The sequence below is a fragment of the Streptomyces sp. DvalAA-14 genome (genome assembly GCF_900091855.1).
Taxonomy (GTDB): Bacteria; Actinomycetota; Actinomycetes; order Streptomycetales; family Streptomycetaceae; genus Actinacidiphila.
Genome location: NZ_FMCH01000325.1, coordinates 129022 through 146002, shown reverse-complemented (window position 1 = coordinate 146002; position 16981 = coordinate 129022). Strand labels below are relative to the sequence as shown.

Below are 16981 nucleotides of genomic sequence, written 5' to 3'. Positions count from 1 at the left end.
ACCATTCCGCCCTTCGACCAGGATTCTTTGCCTGTACATGACTAAGAGCGGCGACATATCCCCGGTGCCCGATTCACTCCAGGGACGATCTTTGCCCGCCATCAGGTTTCAACCAGGATTGGGAGTTCACGATACATATGTCGGAAGCGTGAACTCCGCTTTCTGCAAAGGAAGTTGACGGACCGGACGAGGCGCGCATCCCCGCCCTGGGGAGATGGTCCGGAGAAGCCGCCCCGGGCACGCCGCGGGCCGCCGAGTGCGCCGCCGGCGGACGGGCCGCCGCGCTCACGGACACCTGCCCGGCTCACGCCGCCATGAACTCACCGTGGCTGCACAGCACTTGTCCATCGGTGTCTTCGTCCTCCCCGCTCCGCGCACTGCTGCGGCCACCCGTGGCGTCGGGCTCCATCCACATGCCGTCACGCGGGTGAACCGCCGCGCCCACGCGCACGGAATTGCGTTGACAGCGCTGGACGGTCTCTTGGAACATCGCGTCCGACCAGCTGTCCCGTCGTCAGCCGAGAGAAACGGACCCCCCATGCGCGAACTCGTGTGCCCCGCCGTCGCCGTCGCCGACCCGCACACGAGGAGCCATGAACCGTCCGCACTCTCCCGCCCCCGCACCCCATGACCCCGCCACCGCCGGGGCCACGCCCGGCGCACGTCGGCTCAATCTGGGCGTGGTGGCTCACGTCGACGCCGGCAAGACCAGTCTGACCGAGGCGCTGCTGCACGCCGGCGGTGCCATCGAACAGGCCGGCCGGGTCGATGACGGCACCACCCAGACCGACACCCTGGCCCTGGAACGGCGACGGGGCATCACCATCCGCTCGGCGGTCGCCACCTTCGCGATCGACGACGTCACCGTCAACCTCGTCGACACCCCGGGCCACCCCGACTTCATCGCCGAGGTCGACCGCTCACTGGCGGTCCTGGACGGCGCGGTCCTTGTGCTGTCCGCCGTGGAAGGGGTGCAGGCCCAGACAATCGTGCTGTACCGGGCGCTGCACCGCTTGGGCATCCCCGTGCTGTTCTTCGTCAACAAGATCGACCGGGGCGGGGCCGCGCCCGAGAAGGTCCTCGAGGGGATCCGGAGCCGCCTGAGCACCGCTCTCGTACCGCTCGGCCACGTGCGAAACCCCGGCACGGCCGCAGCCGAGGTCGCCGCGTGCGCGTGGGAGCGCCCGGCCGAGGCCGAGCAGGTGACGGGGTTGCTCGCGGACCACGACGAGGGACTGCTCAAGGACTGGCTCGCGCGGGATCACCCCGTCGGAGCGCAGCGGCTCCGCGCGGCCCTCGGACGCCTCACCCGAGCCGGCGACATCCATCCGGTGCTGTTCGGTTCGGCCAGAACCGGTGCGGGCGTCCGGCCGCTGATCGAGGCGGTGACCGAATTGCTGCCCGCGGCGCCCGGCGACGACCGCGCACCGGCGGCGGCGCAGGTGTTCAAGATCGAGCGGTCGCCGGGAGGGCAACGGGTCTGCACGGTGCGGATGCGGGCCGGCACGCTCGGCGTCCGCGATCGGGTGTCGGTCGGCGGCGGCCGGTCGGCGACGGTGACGGCCGTCGAGGTCTTCGAACCCGGCGGGCCCGTGCGGCGCACGCGGGCCACGACCGGCCAGATCGCCCGCGTCCGGGGCCTGGACGGCGCACGGATCGGAGACTGGATCGGGTGCCGCCCGGCCGCCCCCGGCGCGGCGGCAACGCTGCCCGAACCGGGCTACGAGACGAGAGTCACTGCCCACGATCCGGCCCGGCAGGGCGAGTTGCACCAAGCCCTGACCGAACTCGCCGACATCGACCCGCTGATCGCCCTGCGGCCCGAACGCGGCGCCGCCCGGATTCGGATCTACGGCGAAGTGCAGCAGGAGTTCCTGGCCGACACGCTGGCGGCCGAATACGGTATCGCCGTCGACTTCCACGACACCGGCGTGGTCTGCGTCGAACGACCGTCGCGGACCGGCAGCGCCATGCTGCGCCTGGGCGATGCGGGCCACCTGTACAACTACACCCTCGGCATGACCGTGGAACCGGCCGCACCCGGAGCCGGAGTCGAACTCGTCGTCACCGCGGACCTGGCGACGCTGCCCCTGCACGTCTACGGCAACGCCGCCGGATACCGGGCCGCGATCCTGGAGTACCTCCATGAGCCCCTGGCGGTCGGCCCGCACGGATGGCGGGTGACCGACGTACGGATCACGGTCACCGACAGCGGCTACCCTCCAGCAGGGCCGCGGGCCGCAGAAGTCCGACGCACGGCCGAACTGGTCCTCCGCACGGCCCTCGGACGGGCCGGAACGACGGTGTGCGAGCCCATCGACCGGTTCGCGCTCGAAGCGCCGGCAGGTGAACTGCCCCAGGTACTCGCCCTGCTGGGCCGCCACGGTGCCATTCCCGAAGCCACCCGGACCGCCGGGCTTCTCGCCGTGATCACCGGAACCGTTCGGACAGCGGAGGTGCACGCGGTACGTGCCGGGCTGCACGGCGCGGCGCACGGCGAGGGCGTCCTCGACTCCGTCCCCGACCACTACCGGCCGGTGCGAACCACCGGAAGGAGGCCGCGATGAGGCCATGACCCCGCGGCTCCCTTCATCCGCGCCGGTCAGGACCGATGTGCTCGATCTCCACGCGTGGTACGCCGGGCGGCGAGCCGGCACGGACCGTCCGGGCCCCCGTGCGGCGCCTGGCGTACGGCTCGTTCAGGGCCCGTTCACGCGTCACTCATGGCGCGTGCACATCAAGCATCTCGCCCGCACCACTGGCACCGCCACATACTGAACCGCGCGGTACGCCCGGGCCGCCCACCGCCGCCGACACGGGCGCCCGACCGTACGCGAGCTACACGAGTAGAACAGCGACCGGAGAGCATTCCCACCCCCGCACCCCCACCACCACGCGCCAGGAGGAAAGCCTTGTTCTCCCGAATACGCACCACCAGGGCTGTACAGCGGAAGCGGAACCTGATGACGGCCGGCGTCCTCGGCGTCAGCCTGGCGCTCGCGGCAACGGTCTCCGCGGGCACCGCGTCGGCGCAGCCAGCGGCGCGGGACAGCGCCATTCCCCTCGGACAGGGGTACATGGGCGCCGGTTACCTTCAGGACGGCACGAGCTTCGCGCCGGACACGCGCCACCTCCACCTCGACGCCCGGGCCGTCGCGTCGCCGAACGTGACGTATCCCGCGGGGATCGACGTCTCGCACTACCAGGGGACGATCACCTGGACGTCGGTGAAATCCGCGGGCATCCAGTTCGCCTTCATCAAGGCGACCGAGAGCACCACCTACAAGGACCCCGATTTCAGTGCGAATTACCTGCACGCCTACAACGCCAAGGTGATCCGCGGGGCGTACCACTTCGCCCGCCCCGACCTTTCCAGCGGCGCGGCGCAGGCGACGTACTTCGCCGCGAACGGCGGCGCCTGGTCGGCCGACGGCCTCACCCTGCCCGGAATGCTCGACCTCGAGGGCGGCTGCTACAGCAAGTCGACCTCCGCGATGCAGTCGTGGATCCTCGACTTCTACACCACCTACAAGGCGAAGACGGGCCGCGACATCCTCATCTACACCAGCCCCTCCTGGTGGAACTCCTGCACCGGCGGCTGGAGCGGGATGTCCGCCAAGAGCCCCCTGGTCGTCGCGAACTGGACGGACGCGGCCAGCCCCTCCATTCCGAGCGGCTTCCCGTACTGGACGTTCTGGCAGTACAGCGACTCCGGATCGGTGAGCGGCGTCCCGGGCGCGGTGGACCGCGACCGGTTCAGCGCGGACAGCTCCCGGCTGCTGGCCCTGGCCAACAACACCCCCTGACGCGCGGCCCCTTCGAGACCGTCCGCCCCGAGCGCCCCGAGCGCCCCGGCCGCCGCACAGGCGTCCGGGGCGCGACGGCTTCGCCTGGCGCCTCCCTCACTCCGGCGTCGGGGTGCCACGCGAATTCCACAGCCGTCGCACGGGGTTGCCACGCCTCTCCAGCATCGTCTTCGTGACGGCTGCGGCGATCGTGATCGCGATCGCCGCAGCCGGTCACCGACGGCGTCCTTCCGAGAGGGGAACAGAACCCTGGCGGATCGCTCAGGGGACAGCCGTTGGCGGCGCAGGTGCCGCGGGGCACTTCGCCCTGCCCGCAAGCACCGATTCCCCGTCAGGAAGGAAGAGACCATGTCTCTCAAGAGACGTTCCGCGATGCTCGTCGCGGCTGCCGCCGTGGCGCTGGTCGTCATAGCCCCGACCGCCGCGAACGCCGCGCCGCACACGGCCGCGGGCTCGGCGGTCGTCACGCCGAACTCCTCGATCAACGGCAGTATTTCGGCCTCGGAGATTCTCTCCCGAGCGGCGTCGTGGAACGGGACCCCGTACAGCTCCTCGAGCTACAAGTACGGGCCCGGCAACGACATCAGCTACCGCACCGACTGCTCCGGCTACGTGTCGATGGCGCTGCATCTGTCCAGCAGCCTGACCACGGTCACCCTGCCGTCGGTGGTCCACTCGGTCAGCAAGGCCGCCCTCCAGCCCGGCGACGTCATCGGGGTGCTCGGCCCGAATACCGGTGGGAACGCCGGCCATGTGCTGATCTTCGACGGCTGGGCGGACAGCGCCCATTCCCAGTACTACGCCTGGGAGGACTCCGGGGACGCCGGCGTCCACCACCTGACGATGCCCTACCCGTACTGGCCGAACACCAGCGGTCCCTCGCCGTCGCTGTACCAGCCCTACCGCTACAACAACGAGTCCGGCACCGGTGGCGGCGGAGGCGGCGTCCCCCCGTGGCCGAACCTCGTGGAGGGCAACACCGGCACCAACGTGGAGGCCGCGCAGTACCTGTTGGACGAGCACGGCGCGTCCATCGCCGCCGACGGCCAGTTCGGCGCGGGCACTTTCGCGGCCACCGAGGCCTACCAGTCCGCGCACGGCCTCGGTGTCGACGGCCAGATCGGCCCGCAGACCTGGAGTTCGCTGATCGTCCAGATCCAGCAGGGTTCCACCGGCGACGCGGTCAAGGCCGCCCAACTCGAACTGAACAGGTACGGCTACGGCCTTGCGGTCGACGGCCAGTTCGGCTCGGGCACCGACAGCGCCGCCCGGGCGTTCCAGTCCGCGCACGGCCTCGGCGTCGACGGCCAGATCGGCCCGCAGACCTGGGAGACCCTCATCGGCGACTGAGCGCCCGTCGACCCCCCGCCGGCCCCTCCCCGGTGGCGACCGCGGCCGGGGGTGGGGTCGCCACCGACGACGGCAGGGCCGGCGGGCCGCCCGGACGGTCAGGCCGCGTGGTCGACGACCGGGTCGCCGCCGGACAGGATGCACTGATGCACCCTCGCCATTTCCGGCCCCGGTTCGACGCCGAGCTCGTCGATCAGCGTGCGCCGCGCGGATCGATACACCGCCAGCGCCTCGACGCGACGTCCCGCCCGTGACAGCGACAACATCAACTGAGCGCTGAAACGCTCGTGCAAGGGATGCACCGCCACCAGGGCCTGCAGCTGCGGCACCAGCACATGATGGCGACCCAGGTGGAGTTCCGCGTCGAACCGGAAATCCAATACCTGGAGTCGCAGCTGCTCCAGGCGCGGCACGACGGCCTCGGACAGCAGCCGGGACGGCACGTCCAGCAGCGGCCGCGCGCGCCACAGGTTCAACGCCCGTTCCGCGGTGTCGGCCACCGCGCTCCAGGCGCCGACGCGGAGCTGTTCGGCCGTTTCGCGGCACAGGGCTTCGAAGCGGCGAGCGTCGAGTTCGCAGTCCGCGACCGCCAGCTCATAGCCGGGCGCCCGCGTCCGAAGGAGCACCGCGTCCTGGGCCTGGAGACTACGGCGCAGCCGCATGACGTGGCTGCGCAGGGTCTGTGCGTAACCGGCCGGCGGAACACCGTCCCAGACCGTCTCCGCGAGTTCGTCCACCGAGATCGGGGTGTTGGAGTTCAGAAGCAGCGTGGCCAGCAGCGCCCGCTGGCGCGGCCCGGCGACCGGTTGCCACCGGCCCGCGACGTCGATGACCTCCACTGGACCAAGAAGCCTGAACCGCATAGCCAACTCCCCGTCTGTGCGGTCGCGGACGCGGCCGCGGCGGCCCGGTCCTCGGTGCCGCCCTGGTCGGGGTGCTCGTGGCCTTGAGACCGTCACCGCACCATCGCACGCGGTGACGCCCGTGCAGGAAGTCTCGGCCCCCGTCGTCGGCTCCCACTCCTACGACGCGATGAGGACCGGGAAACGTTACAGCCGGCCGGAGGTCTCCGCGGCGGACTGCCGTCGCTTCACGGGTGTCCGATCAGGCGGCCGGCTGCACGTTGTGGTTGAGCCGGAACATGTTGGCCGGGTCGTAGGCCTTCTTGACCGCTGCCAGGCGCTTGTAGCGCTCAGCGCCGTAGATGGCGGCGGCGTCGCCCGCCTCGTCCGGCGCGAGGTTGTTCACCAACCGCCGGTCGCCACGCCAGGGCTCCATGCCGTCGAGCAGTTCCGCGACGGACTCCTTGAGCTGCGGTTCATCCGAGACCGGCCCGCCCGCGACGCCCAGCAGGACATACGGCAGGCCCCTGGTCGCGACGGCGTTGGGGACGGCCGGCTCGCGGTCCCATGCCCCACCCAGTGCTCGCAGTTCTACGATCACCAGGGTGCTTTCGGAGTCCGGGCCGGCGAGTTGGAGGAGCCTGTCCTGCGCCTGTGCGGGGAACTCCCGCAGCATGATGCTCCGTTCGTAGTAGGGCACCGGTTCGGTCGGCTCGTTGTGGATCGTCGCGGCCTTGGTGTAGGGCATGTCCGCCACGGTGTCCAGGACTGCCGGGGCCGCCGCCCGCAACGGCGCCACTATCCGTTCGCCGTCCGCGGCCTGGCCGTTGTAGGCGACACGCACCGCCACCAGGAACTCCTCGTGCAGGGGCACGGGCAGTTCGGGTTGCCCTGCCAGCCGCAGGACGGCGATCGACGAGACCATCGTCTCGGGTGTGCCGGGGTACCAAGCGGTCCAGGCGCGCAGTACGTCGGCCATCCGCTCGCCGGGGAAGTAGAGGGCGCCACCGTAGAGGCGGGGCACCGGGAACAGGTCGAATTCCAGCGCGGTGACCACTCCGAAGTTGCCTTTGCCGCCGCGCAGCGCCCAGAAGAGGTCGGGGTCGGACCGCGCGTCGACATGCCGCAGTTCGCCGTCCGCGGTCACCACGTCGAGCGAGCGCACATGGTCGGCGGCGTAGCCGTGGGAACGGCCGAGGGTCGGGCTGAGTCCGCCGCCCAGGGTGTAACCGGCCACTCCCACGGTGGGGTTGGACCCGTTCAGCGGAGCCAGCCCGACCGCGGCGGTCTTCTTGACGACCTCGGACCATATCGCTCCGGCGCCGACCCGGGCGGTGCGGCCGGCCGCGTCGACGGCCACGTCGTCCATCCGGTGGGTCGCGATCACAACGGCGCCGTGCGCCCGACCGACCATCTGATGGCCGGTGCTCACGGCCAGGGCCGGCCGGTGCTGCCCGGCCGCGAAGGCGACGGCTGCCTGGACGTCGGCCTCACTCAGCGCCACCACGATCAGCGCGGGCTCCAAGCCGTGGTTCAGGTTGAAGACGGCACGTTCGTCGTCGTATCCCTCATCACCCGGCAGCAGGACCGAACCCGCCACCGTGGCCGCGAGGACCGCGGCCTCCTCCGGCAGAACCGACGACAGGGCCGAATCATCGGAAGTCATGTTTTCTAGGCTATTACTGGCCTGCTACGACGTCCATTATTCGAACATATGCATCCTTATCCTGGCGTCCCCCCTGTCCTGGCGCGTGCCCTCTGGTGCGCCAGCGAGCAGCAGTCATCCGATCTCGTGCCCATTAATGGGGCACAAGCGACAGGACAGTGCTCGATATGCGCCTATCCATCCTCACCCGACACTCATAGATCGGATGAATCTGCGGTGCGACCGTTGACTGCCCCGAATAATTGTGAATAGTTGGCGACGACATCCCGCATGCCCTGCCGAAGGGACCCTGCCGTGCCCGCTTCTTCCCGTCGCGACTTCTTCCGCTTCACAGGCGCCGTCGGCGGTGGTCTCGCCTTCGCGCTCCAGCCGTTCGCGGCGCAGGCCGCTCCGGTCCGCCCGGCGAACGTTGACATCGTGCCGGAAGGCAAAGCCACCACGATCTGGTACCGCACGCCGGCCGTCGAGGCGAACATCATCCAGGAGGCCCTCCCGGTCGGCAACGGCCGCATGGGCGCCCTGGTCGGCTGTGATCCGGCTGACGACTTCCTCTACCTCACCGACGGCTCCTTCTGGACCGGAGGCCGCAACGACACTCCCACCGACGACGGGCAACTGCCCTACGGCAAGGACGACTTCGGCAGCTTCGGGCTGCTGGCCCAGCTCCGCGTCGCACTGCCCGGCCACACCGGCGACGCGGTGAGCGGCTACCGCCGCCAACTCGACCTGAGCAACGGCCTGGTGTCCGCGACGTACCGGTACCGCGGCGCCGACTTCCGCCGCGAGGTGTACGCGAGCCATCCGGACGACGTCGTCGTCGTCCGGCTCAGCGGAGACGCCCCGCACACCGGGACGATCTCGTTGTCCGGCACACACGACGAGACCACGTCCGGCAGCGGCCGGCAGCTCTCCCTCAACGGAACCCTGGACAACGGCCTGCGCTACGCCGCCGCGGTGACCGCCGCCAGCGCCACCGGACGGGTGAGCGTCGACGGCGACACGATCGCGTTCACCGGCTGCCGCGAGCTGCTGATCGTGGTCTGCGGCGGCACCGACTACTCCCCCGACGCGACGAAGGGCTACCGCGAGCCGTCCACCGATCCGCTCACCGTCGCCCGCGGCAAGGTGGACGCCGCCGCGAAGGTCCCGGCCGGCGAGCTGCTCACCACCCATGTGGCGGACTACCAGCGGCTCTACAACCGGTTCGCGATCGATCTGGGCGAGTCGTCCGCGCTGCAGCGGTCGCTGGACTCGTGGTCGCGGATCGCGGTGCGGTACACCGACACATCAACACCCGACCCCGAGTTGGAGGCGGCGTATGTCCAGTACGGCCGCTACCTGACCATCAGCGGCTCCCGGGACCGGCTCCCGATGAACCTGCAGGGCATCTGGGTGTCCAACAACACCCCCGACTGGTACGCGGATTACCACACCGACATCAACGTGCAGATGAATTACTGGCTGGCCGACCCGGCCGGGCTCGGCGAGAACTCGCTCGCCCTCGCTCGGTACTGCGTCTCCCAGCTGCCGGTCTGGACCGATGTCACCAAGCGGCTGTTCAACAACGAGCAGAACAGGTTCCGCAACAGCAGCGGGAGGATAGCTGGCTGGGCGATCGCCTTCTCCACCAACATCTACGGCGGCAGCGGCTGGGCCTGGAACCCCTCCGGCAACGCCTGGCTCTGCAACTCCCTGTGGCGGCACTACGAGTACAGCCAGGACCGCGACTACCTCGAACTGATCTACCCGGTGCTGAAGGGCGCGGCCGAATTCTGGCAGGCACGGCTGATCACCACGACGGTCACCGACGCGGACGGGACCAGCCGCGAGGTACTGATCGACGACACGGCCTGGTCGCCGGAGCACGGCCCGGACAGCAAGGGCAACACCTACGGACAGGAACTGGCGTGGGAGCTCTTCGAGGAGTTCACGGCCGCCGCCGCGGCGCTGGGCAGGGACGCCGAGCTGGCCGCGGACCTGGCCGCCCTGCAGGCCAGGCTCTACCTGCCCCAGGTCAGCCCGAAAACCGGCTGGCTCGAGGAATGGATGAGTCCGGACAACCTCGGTGAGACCACGCACCGGCACCTGTCCCCGCTCATCGGCTTCTTCCCCGGCGACAGGATCAACACCGACACCAGCCCCGCCGCACTGCTCGACGGTGTCCGCGCGCTGCTCACCGCCCGCGGCATGGACTCCTTCGGGTGGGGCTGCGCGTGGCGGTCGCTGTGCTGGTCCCGTCTCAAGGACGCGGACAAGGCGTACCAGCTCTATCTGACCGTCCTGCGGCCGTCGATCAACAACGGCAACGGCACCGCCGCCAACTGGTTCGACATGTACAGCCAGGGGAGCTACACGATCTCCAGATCGACGCCAACATGGGCGGACCCGCCGCCGCACTGGAGATGATCCTCTACTCCCGCCCCGGCGTGATCGAACTGCTGCCCGCCCTCCCCCGGGCCTGGGCGGCCAAGGGCTCGGTACGCGGCATCGGCGCCAGGGGCGGCTTCGAAGTGGACCTGTCCTGGCGCGACGGCAAGGCGTACGCGGCCACCGTCCGCAGCGTGGGCGGCACCGCAACCGAGCTGCGCGCCGGCGACTTCCGCAAGCGGCTCACCCTCAAGGCCGGGCAGACGGTGACCGTCCGAATCCCCTGACCTCCGCCGCCCACGGGGGTGACGCCGGAGACCTCCGACCGACGTCTCCGGCGTCACCCCGGCTGTGCCTGCGAAGCCGGGGAAGCGCTCGCGACGTTCGCCGGCCACAACCGACGGACCCGCACACCGGACCCGCACATCCGCCGCCGCGACACCGGCGCTGCGATCACGCAGCCGGTACGGACCAGCCTGCCACTGATAGGTCTAGACCTTGACGTGCACATGCGTTCTGACGTTCAATCAGGTCGTGAAGAAAGTGCGGACGTCCCATCATCGCCCCGCGTCCGCAGGCCCGTCGGTGCACCTCTGACTCCCGCTGGTCCCGGGGTGGCGAGCCATCCCGCCCTGCCCCCCACATCGGCGACGACGAGTGCCCGCCGCACGTTCTCCCCCCTCCACAGCAAGGGAGTACCCCCCATGCGTGTCTTCCCCCTGCCCCGACGCCGGCCCCGGCCGCCGCGTCGGTTGTCCTCCGCGGTGGCGCTGATCGGCGCGGCCGTGCTGGCCGCGAGCGGCCTCACCCTCGCCGTCGCGCCCGCCGCCTCGGCGGCGGTCACCTCGGGCACCGCCTACACCGTCACCAACGTCAACGACGGCAAGTGCGTGGACGCCAGGGCGGCGGGCACCGCCAACGCCACCGCCGTCCAGCAGTACGCCTGCAACGGCACCAGCGCCCAGAGCTGGGTGTTCACCGCCACCAGCGGCGGCTACTTCCAGGTCGGCAGCGCCGCCGCCACCGCCCAGGTCTGGGACGACTCCAACGTATCGAGCGCCGACGGTGCGCTGGTCCAGCTGTGGACCTACGGCGGCGGCAACAACCAGCAGTGGCTGCCGGTCCTGGAGTCCGGCAGCACCTACCACTTCGTCAACCGCTTCAGCGGCAAGTGTCTGGACATCCCGTCCGCCTCCACGGCGGACAGCGTCCAGCTCCAGCAGTACAGCTGCAACGGCACCGCGGCCCAGTCCTTCAACCTCTCCACCGGCGGCGGCTCGACCCCGCCGCCCGGCGGCTTCGTGGTCAGCCAGGCGCAGTTCAACCAGATGTTCCCGAACCGGAACGGCTTCTACACCTACAGCGGCCTGACCGCGGCGCTCAGCGCCTACCCGGGTTTCGCCACCACCGGCAGCGACACCGTCAAGAAGCAGGAAGCCGCCGCGTTCCTGGCGAACGTCGACCACGAGACCGGCGGGCTGGTCTACATCGTGGAGATCAACACCGCCAACTACCCGACCTACTGCGACTACAGCCAGCCCTACGGCTGCCCGGCCGGCCAGGCGGCGTACTACGGCCGCGGCCCGCTGCAGATCAGCTGGAACTTCAACTACAAGGCGGCCGGCGACGCGCTCGGCATCGACCTGCTGGACAACCCGTACCTGGTGCAGAACGACGCCTCCGTGGCCTGGAAGACCGGCCTCTGGTACTGGAACACCTCGACCGGTGCCGGCACCATGACCGCGCACAACGCCATGGTCAACGGCGCCGGCTTCGGCCAGACCATCCGCACCATCAACGGCAGCCTGGAGTGCAACGGCCAGAACACCGCCGAGATGCAGGACCGGATCAACGACTACCAGCAGTTCACCCAGATCCTGGGCGTCCCGGCCGGCAACAACCTGAGCTGCTAGGGCTGATCACCCGGCCTCGGCCCGGCCCGGCCCGAAACCACGACCGCCCCGCCACCAGCACGGTGGCGGGGCGGTCGTGCGCCGGGCCGGGCCCGGCAGGTACTGCCTCATGAGGAGACCCAGAGGTTGGCCGAGCCGCCGTGGACGCACCGGCGGGCGGCAGGATCCCGCAGCAGGAGAAGCGCCACTGATGGGTGGTGTACTCGCCGTAGGAGCCCGGTGACCGGCACCCGTCCGGGGGACGTGTCCGCCCGGCTGCGACGCCGAATCCTCTCCTGTGGCATTGGGGCGGATCCACCGTGTCGGCCGGTGTGGTGAACGCCGGTCCGCGCGGCGGCGGCAGTACGGTGACCGCCCCGGGTACGAGCGGGCCGGTCCGGCGGGCCGTTCCGGGGAAGGCGCGCACCCGGCTTCTTCCCCGCCTGTCGGCCCTTGTCGAAGGTGCAGGAGATGGCAGGCGAGACCACCCCCACCCTCCCGTCCGACGCCCGGCGCCACGTGCCGCGCACGGACGCGGTGCTCGCCGATCCCCGGCTGGTCGCGGCCGTTGCCCGGCTGGGACGCGGCCTGGTGAAGTCCGTACTGGCGGATGTCCAGGAACGCGCCCGCGCCGGGGAGCTGTTGCCCGCGGACGTCGCGGACGAGACGGTGGCGGCGCTGCCAGCCACCGCCTGCGCCCTGCGGCCGGTGATCAACGCGACCGGGGTGCTGCTCCACACCAACCTGGGCCGGGCACCGCTCTCCGCGGCGGCCCGCGAGGCGCTGCTGGCCGCCAGCGGCACCACGGACGTGGAGCTCGACCTGGCCACAGGCGCCCGGGCCCGGCGGGGCCGGTCGGCGCTCGAGGCGCTGCTCCGGCGGGTGCCGGGCGCCGAGGCCGCGCACGTCGTCAACAACGGGGCGGCGGCACTGGTGTTGGCGGCGACCGCGCTGGCACGGGGCAAGGACATCGTGGTCAGCCGGGGCGAGCTGGTCGAGATCGGGGACGGTTTCCGGCTGCCGGACCTCCTGGTGTCGACCGGTGCCCGGCTGCGGGAGGTCGGCACCACCAACCGCACCACCCCGGCGGACTACGCCGCGGCCGTGGGCCCCGACACCGGGTTCCTGCTGAAGGTGCATCCCTCCAACTTCCGCGTCACCGGCTTCACCGGCGGCGCCGGCGTCGCCGAGCTGCGGGGGCTGGGCGTGCCCGTCGTCGCCGACATCGGCTCCGGGTTGCTGACCGGTGACCGCGTGCTGCCGGACGAGCCGGACGCGGCCGGCTGGCTGCGGGCCGGCGCCGACCTGGTGACCGCCAGCGGCGACAAGCTCCTCGGCGGACCGCAGTGCGGTCTGCTGCTGGGCCGCGCCGACCTCGTGCGGCGACTCGCCCGCCATCCCCTCGCGCGGGCGCTGCGCGTGGACAAGCTGACCCTCGCCGCTCTGGAGGCCACCTTGTGCGGGCCGGCCACGCCCGTCCACACCGCGCTGCACGCCGACCCCGGACGGCTGCGCGAACGTGCCGAACGGCTCGCGGCCCGCCTGCGCGCTGCGGGACTGGACTGTCTGGCGGTGGACAGTGCGGCGGTCATCGGGGGCGGCGGCGCGCCCGGGGTGGCCCTGCGCAGCGCCGCGGTGTCGCTGCCCGCATCCTGCGCCGGCCCGCTCCGGGGGGCGGCCCCGGCGGTGATGGGCAGGGTCGAGGAGGGCCGGTGCCTGCTGGACCTGCGGGCCGTTCCGGAGGACATGGACGAGGCGCTCGCGGCCGCCGTCATGCAGGCGTGTGCCGCGCAGGCCCCGCCGGCCGCGCCCGCGGCGGCCTCCCCGCGGGGGCGGTGACCGCCGGTGCATGTCGTCGCCACGGCCGGACACGTCGACCACGGCAAGTCGACCCTGGTCCGGACCCTGACGGGGATGGAGCCGGACCGGTGGGCCGAGGAACAGCGGCGCGGGATGACCCTGGACCTGGGGTTCGCGTGGACCCGGCTGCCCGGGGTCGGGGACCTGGCCTTCGTCGACGTGCCCGGTCACGAGCGCCTGGTGGGCAACATGCTCGCCGGTGTCGGGCCGGTCCCGGCGGTGCTCTTCGTGGTGGCCGCCGACCAGGGCTGGCAGCCGCAGTCCGAGGAGCACCTGGCGGTCCTGGACGCGCTCGGGGCCCGGCACGGCCTGCTCGCGGTCTCCCGAAGCGATCTGGCGGATCCGGCGGTCGCGCGCGCGGAGGCCCTGGCCCGGTTCGCCCGGTCGTCGCTGGGGACGGTGGAGTCGGTGGCCGTCAGCCCGGTGACCGGCGCCGGGCTGGACGACCTGCGGGCGGCGCTGGCCCGGCTGGCCCGCGCGCTGCCGGCACCCGATCCGGCCGCGGACGTACGCCTGTGGGTGGACCGGGTCTTCACGGTGCGCGGGCGCGGGACGGTCGTCACCGGCACACTCGGCGCCGGCACGGTCCGGGTGGGTGACCAGCTCGAACTGGCCCGGGGCGGCGCCTCGTTCCGGATCAGGGGCCTGCAGACGCTGAAGGAGTCCCGCGAGGAGGTGGCCGCGGTCGCCCGGGTGGCGGTCAACGTGCACGGACCGGGCTGCGACGGCCTCACCCGGGGCGACGCGCTGCTCAGTCCCGGCCGCTGGCTCACCACGGACACCGTCGACGTGCGGCTGCACGGCGACCCCGCCCGTGACCTGCCGCGGCAGCTGACCCTGCACATGGGCTCCGCGGCCGTTCCGGTCACGATCCGCCCGCTGGGCGAGGACGCCGCCCGCCTGCGGCTCGCCGGCCGCCTGCCGCTGCGGATCGCGGACCGGGCCCTGCTGCGCGACGCGGGGCGGCACCGCGTCCCGGCCGGGGTGACCGTGCTGGATGTCCGCCCGCCGCGGCTCACCCGGCGCGGGTCGGCCGCGGCCCGGGCGCGGGAACTGGCGGCCGTGGGGGTGCCGGCGGACGGAGCGGCCGAAGTGCGCCGGCGTCGTGTGGTGCGCCGCGGCGAACTGGAAGCCATGGGGGTACGCGCGCCCTACGACCCGGTGGCCGGCGAATGGCTGGTCGATCCCGGCCACTGGTCGTCCCTGCGGGCCGCGCTGCGCCGGACCGTCGACGAGCACGCCGCCGCTCACCCGCTCGAGCCCGGCCTGCCGCTGGAGGCCGCCCGTCAGGCGCTGGGCCTGCCGGACCGCTGCCTGGTCGAAGCGCTGCTCGCGACGGAGGCCGGGCTGCGGCAGCGCGACGGCCGGCTCTACGGCGATCAGGCCCGGCCGACCCTGCCGCCGGCCGTCGAGGCCGCCGTCGCCTCGGTACGCGCCGACCTGGCCGCGACTCCCTTCGGCGCGCCCGAGGCCGACCGCCTGAAACAGCTGGGCCTGACGCCCCGTCTGCTCGCCGCCGCCGAGGCCGCGGGCCTCCTGCTGCGGATCGCGGAGGGCATCGTGCTGCTGCCGGGCGCGGACGGGCGGGCCGCCGCCGTCCTGTCCGGGCTCCCGCAGCCCTTCACCGCCAGTCAGGCCCGCCGGGCCCTGGACATCACCCGCCGCGTCGCCATCCCGCTGCTCGAGCATCTCGACCGGCAGGGCCGCACCGTCCGCGTGGACGGTTCGCTGCGGCGCTGCCCACCCCTGACGCGTCCCACGGGGCGGGGCCGGTGAGGGCGACGGCCGGACCGGTCACCCGTCGCCGCCGCCGGTCGCGGCGCCGCGGTGGAGCGGAGGCGGACGGGAATCGAACCCGCCTGCCCGAGTTGCTCGGGCACCTCGGTTTTGAAGACCGGGAGGGCCACCAGGCACCTCTACGCCTCCCCGCCGGGCCGCCGCACGCGCGGCCCGTCACGCGTCATCGAATCGTTGGGCCCCACCGGCTGTCAACGCGCCGCGCGGCAGGCACGGAACCGGATCGAGCAGCCCTGCCCGTATCCGCAGACCCACGAGAGAAAGGACAGGTGATGGCGACCGCGACCACCCGAGAAGGTGTCCGGCTGACCCAGTTCGGCCGCGGCGGAGGATGCGCCTGCAAGATCCCCCCGGGTGAACTGGAGGACGTCGTCGCCGGTCTGACCGGCCGCGGCCCCGCGGGGGGCGGCGGCGCCGAACTCCTCGTCGGCCTCGACAGCGGGGACGACGCCGCCGTCGTCCGGCTGCCCGGCGGCCCCGGCGCCCCCGCCGTCGTGGCCACCGCCGACTTCTTCTCCCCGGTGGTGGACGACGCCTACGACTGGGGACGGATCGCCGCCGCGAACGCGCTGTCCGACGTCTACGCGATGGGCGGCACCCCCGTGGTCGCCGTGAACCTGCTCGCCTGGCCCCGGGAGGTGCTGCCGTTCGAGCTCGCCCGCGAGGTGCTGCGCGGCGGTCTCGACATCGCGGCGGAAGCGGGCTGCCATGTGGCCGGCGGCCACAGCGTGGATGACGCGGAACCCAAATACGGCATGGCGGTCACCGGCATCGCCGACCCGGAGCGCCTGCTGCGCAACGACACCGGACGGCCGGGCACGCCGCTGTCGCTGACCAAGCCGCTGGGCCTGGGCGTCCTCAACAACCGGCACAAGGCGACGGGAGAGGTCTTCCCGGAGGCGGTGGCCACGATGGTGGCACTGAACCGGAACGCCGCCGCGGCCGCCCTGGCCGCGGGAGCGGTGTGCGCGACCGACATCACCGGATTCGGCCTGCTGGGGCACCTGTTCAAGCTGGCCCGCGCTTCCGGGGTGACCGCCGTGATCGACGCCTCGGCGGTTCCCTACCTGGACGGGGCGGCGGCAGCCGCCGCCGAGGGGTTCGTCAGCGGCGGCACCCGCCGCAACCTCGCCTGGGTCGCCCCCCACACCGACTTCGGCGCCGCCGACGAGCCGACCCGCCTGCTCCTGGCCGACGCGCAGACCTCCGGCGGACTCCTGGTGGCCGGAGAGATCCCCGGCGCCCCGGTCGTCGGGGAGTTGGTCGCCCGCCGCGACCACCCGCTCGTCGTCCGCTGATCCCGTTTCCGCGCTCCGGCCCGGCTCGCCCGAGCCGGTCCGGGCGCGGCCGACCGGCGCGGGGAGCCGCCCCGCCGACCCGGTCGGCCCAATCGCCCCTCCC

General features: G+C 72.2%; 9 protein-coding genes, 1 tRNA gene and 1 pseudogene. 8 read left to right on the top strand and 3 right to left on the bottom strand.

The genetic code is table 11. The features are described from left to right. Positions 1-593 precede the first annotated feature (593 nt). The 3 genes from GA0115240_RS16845 (at position 594) to GA0115240_RS16835 (ending at position 5156) form a co-directional block, all read left to right on the top strand. Entirely contained in the window at positions 594-2567 is a 1974-nt protein-coding gene (locus GA0115240_RS16845) for an elongation factor G (RefSeq protein ID WP_093737480.1), read from the top strand. A 396-nt stretch (positions 2568-2963) separates the two neighbouring features. Next, complete coding sequence (locus tag GA0115240_RS16840; protein WP_093737479.1) at positions 2964-3806, top strand: GH25 family lysozyme; 843 nt, start codon at positions 2964-2966, stop codon at positions 3804-3806. Between the two features lie 348 nt (positions 3807-4154). Then, positions 4155-5156 carry a C40 family peptidase gene (locus GA0115240_RS16835; protein WP_093737478.1) on the top strand — a complete coding sequence of 334 codons (1002 nt, stop codon included), beginning with the start codon at positions 4155-4157 and terminating at the stop codon, positions 5154-5156. Between the two features lie 98 nt (positions 5157-5254). Here GA0115240_RS16835 and GA0115240_RS16830 read toward each other — a convergent pair whose 3' ends face one another. Further along, on the bottom strand, positions 5255-5995 hold the full coding sequence (locus GA0115240_RS16830; protein WP_161302270.1) for an AfsR/SARP family transcriptional regulator: 741 nt from the start codon (positions 5993-5995) through the stop codon (positions 5255-5257). A 265-nt stretch (positions 5996-6260) separates the two neighbouring features. Beyond that, entirely contained in the window at positions 6261-7664 is a 1404-nt protein-coding gene (locus GA0115240_RS16825) for an FAD-binding oxidoreductase (protein ID WP_093737476.1), read from the bottom strand. 270 nt (positions 7665-7934) lie between these two features. Between GA0115240_RS16825 and GA0115240_RS16820 the strand changes: the two are divergent. The 4 genes and pseudogenes from GA0115240_RS16820 to selB all read left to right on the top strand — a co-directional run bounded on the left by GA0115240_RS16820 (position 7935) and on the right by selB (position 15559). Continuing rightward, positions 7935-10318: pseudogene (locus GA0115240_RS16820) on the top strand (glycoside hydrolase N-terminal domain-containing protein). Positions 10319-10735: 417 nt separating this feature from the next. After that, positions 10736-11944 carry a glycoside hydrolase family 19 protein gene (locus GA0115240_RS16815; protein WP_093737475.1) on the top strand — a complete coding sequence of 403 codons (1209 nt, stop codon included), beginning with the start codon at positions 10736-10738 and terminating at the stop codon, positions 11942-11944. 450 nt (positions 11945-12394) lie between these two features. Continuing rightward, positions 12395-13762 carry an L-seryl-tRNA(Sec) selenium transferase gene (gene selA / locus GA0115240_RS16810; RefSeq protein WP_093737474.1) on the top strand — a complete coding sequence of 456 codons (1368 nt, stop codon included), beginning with the start codon at positions 12395-12397 and terminating at the stop codon, positions 13760-13762. 6 nt (positions 13763-13768) lie between these two features. Beyond that, the gene (selB, locus tag GA0115240_RS16805; RefSeq protein WP_093737473.1) at positions 13769-15559 is read left to right on the top strand and encodes a selenocysteine-specific translation elongation factor; all 1791 of its coding nucleotides are present in this window, start codon (positions 13769-13771) and stop codon (positions 15557-15559) included. A 52-nt stretch (positions 15560-15611) separates the two neighbouring features. Here the strand turns inward: selB and GA0115240_RS16800 are convergent. Continuing rightward, positions 15612-15709 (bottom strand) — tRNA-Sec (locus GA0115240_RS16800). Between the two features lie 143 nt (positions 15710-15852). Between GA0115240_RS16800 and selD the strand changes: the two genes are divergently transcribed. After that, positions 15853-16878, top strand: coding sequence for a selenide, water dikinase SelD (gene selD / locus GA0115240_RS16795; RefSeq protein WP_093737472.1), 1026 nt, complete (start codon positions 15853-15855; stop codon positions 16876-16878). The last annotated feature ends 103 nt before the right edge of the window (positions 16879-16981 follow it).

What these genes read in the sequence shown, in the direction of transcription:
- selD (WP_093737472.1), top strand. Translation starts at nt 15,853, where the DNA reads ATGGCGACCGCGACCACCCGAGAAGGTGTCCGGCTGACCCAGTTCGGC.
- GA0115240_RS16845 (WP_093737480.1), top strand. Translation starts at nt 594, where the DNA reads ATGAACCGTCCGCACTCTCCCGCCCCCGCACCCCATGACCCCGCCACC.
- selA (WP_093737474.1), top strand. Translation starts at nt 12,395, where the DNA reads ATGGCAGGCGAGACCACCCCCACCCTCCCGTCCGACGCCCGGCGCCAC.
- GA0115240_RS16815 (WP_093737475.1), top strand. Translation starts at nt 10,736, where the DNA reads ATGCGTGTCTTCCCCCTGCCCCGACGCCGGCCCCGGCCGCCGCGTCGG.
- GA0115240_RS16825 (WP_093737476.1), bottom strand. Translation starts at nt 7,664, where the DNA reads ATGACTTCCGATGATTCGGCCCTGTCGTCGGTTCTGCCGGAGGAGGCC.
- GA0115240_RS16835 (WP_093737478.1), top strand. Translation starts at nt 4,155, where the DNA reads ATGTCTCTCAAGAGACGTTCCGCGATGCTCGTCGCGGCTGCCGCCGTG.
- GA0115240_RS16840 (WP_093737479.1), top strand. Translation starts at nt 2,964, where the DNA reads ATGACGGCCGGCGTCCTCGGCGTCAGCCTGGCGCTCGCGGCAACGGTC.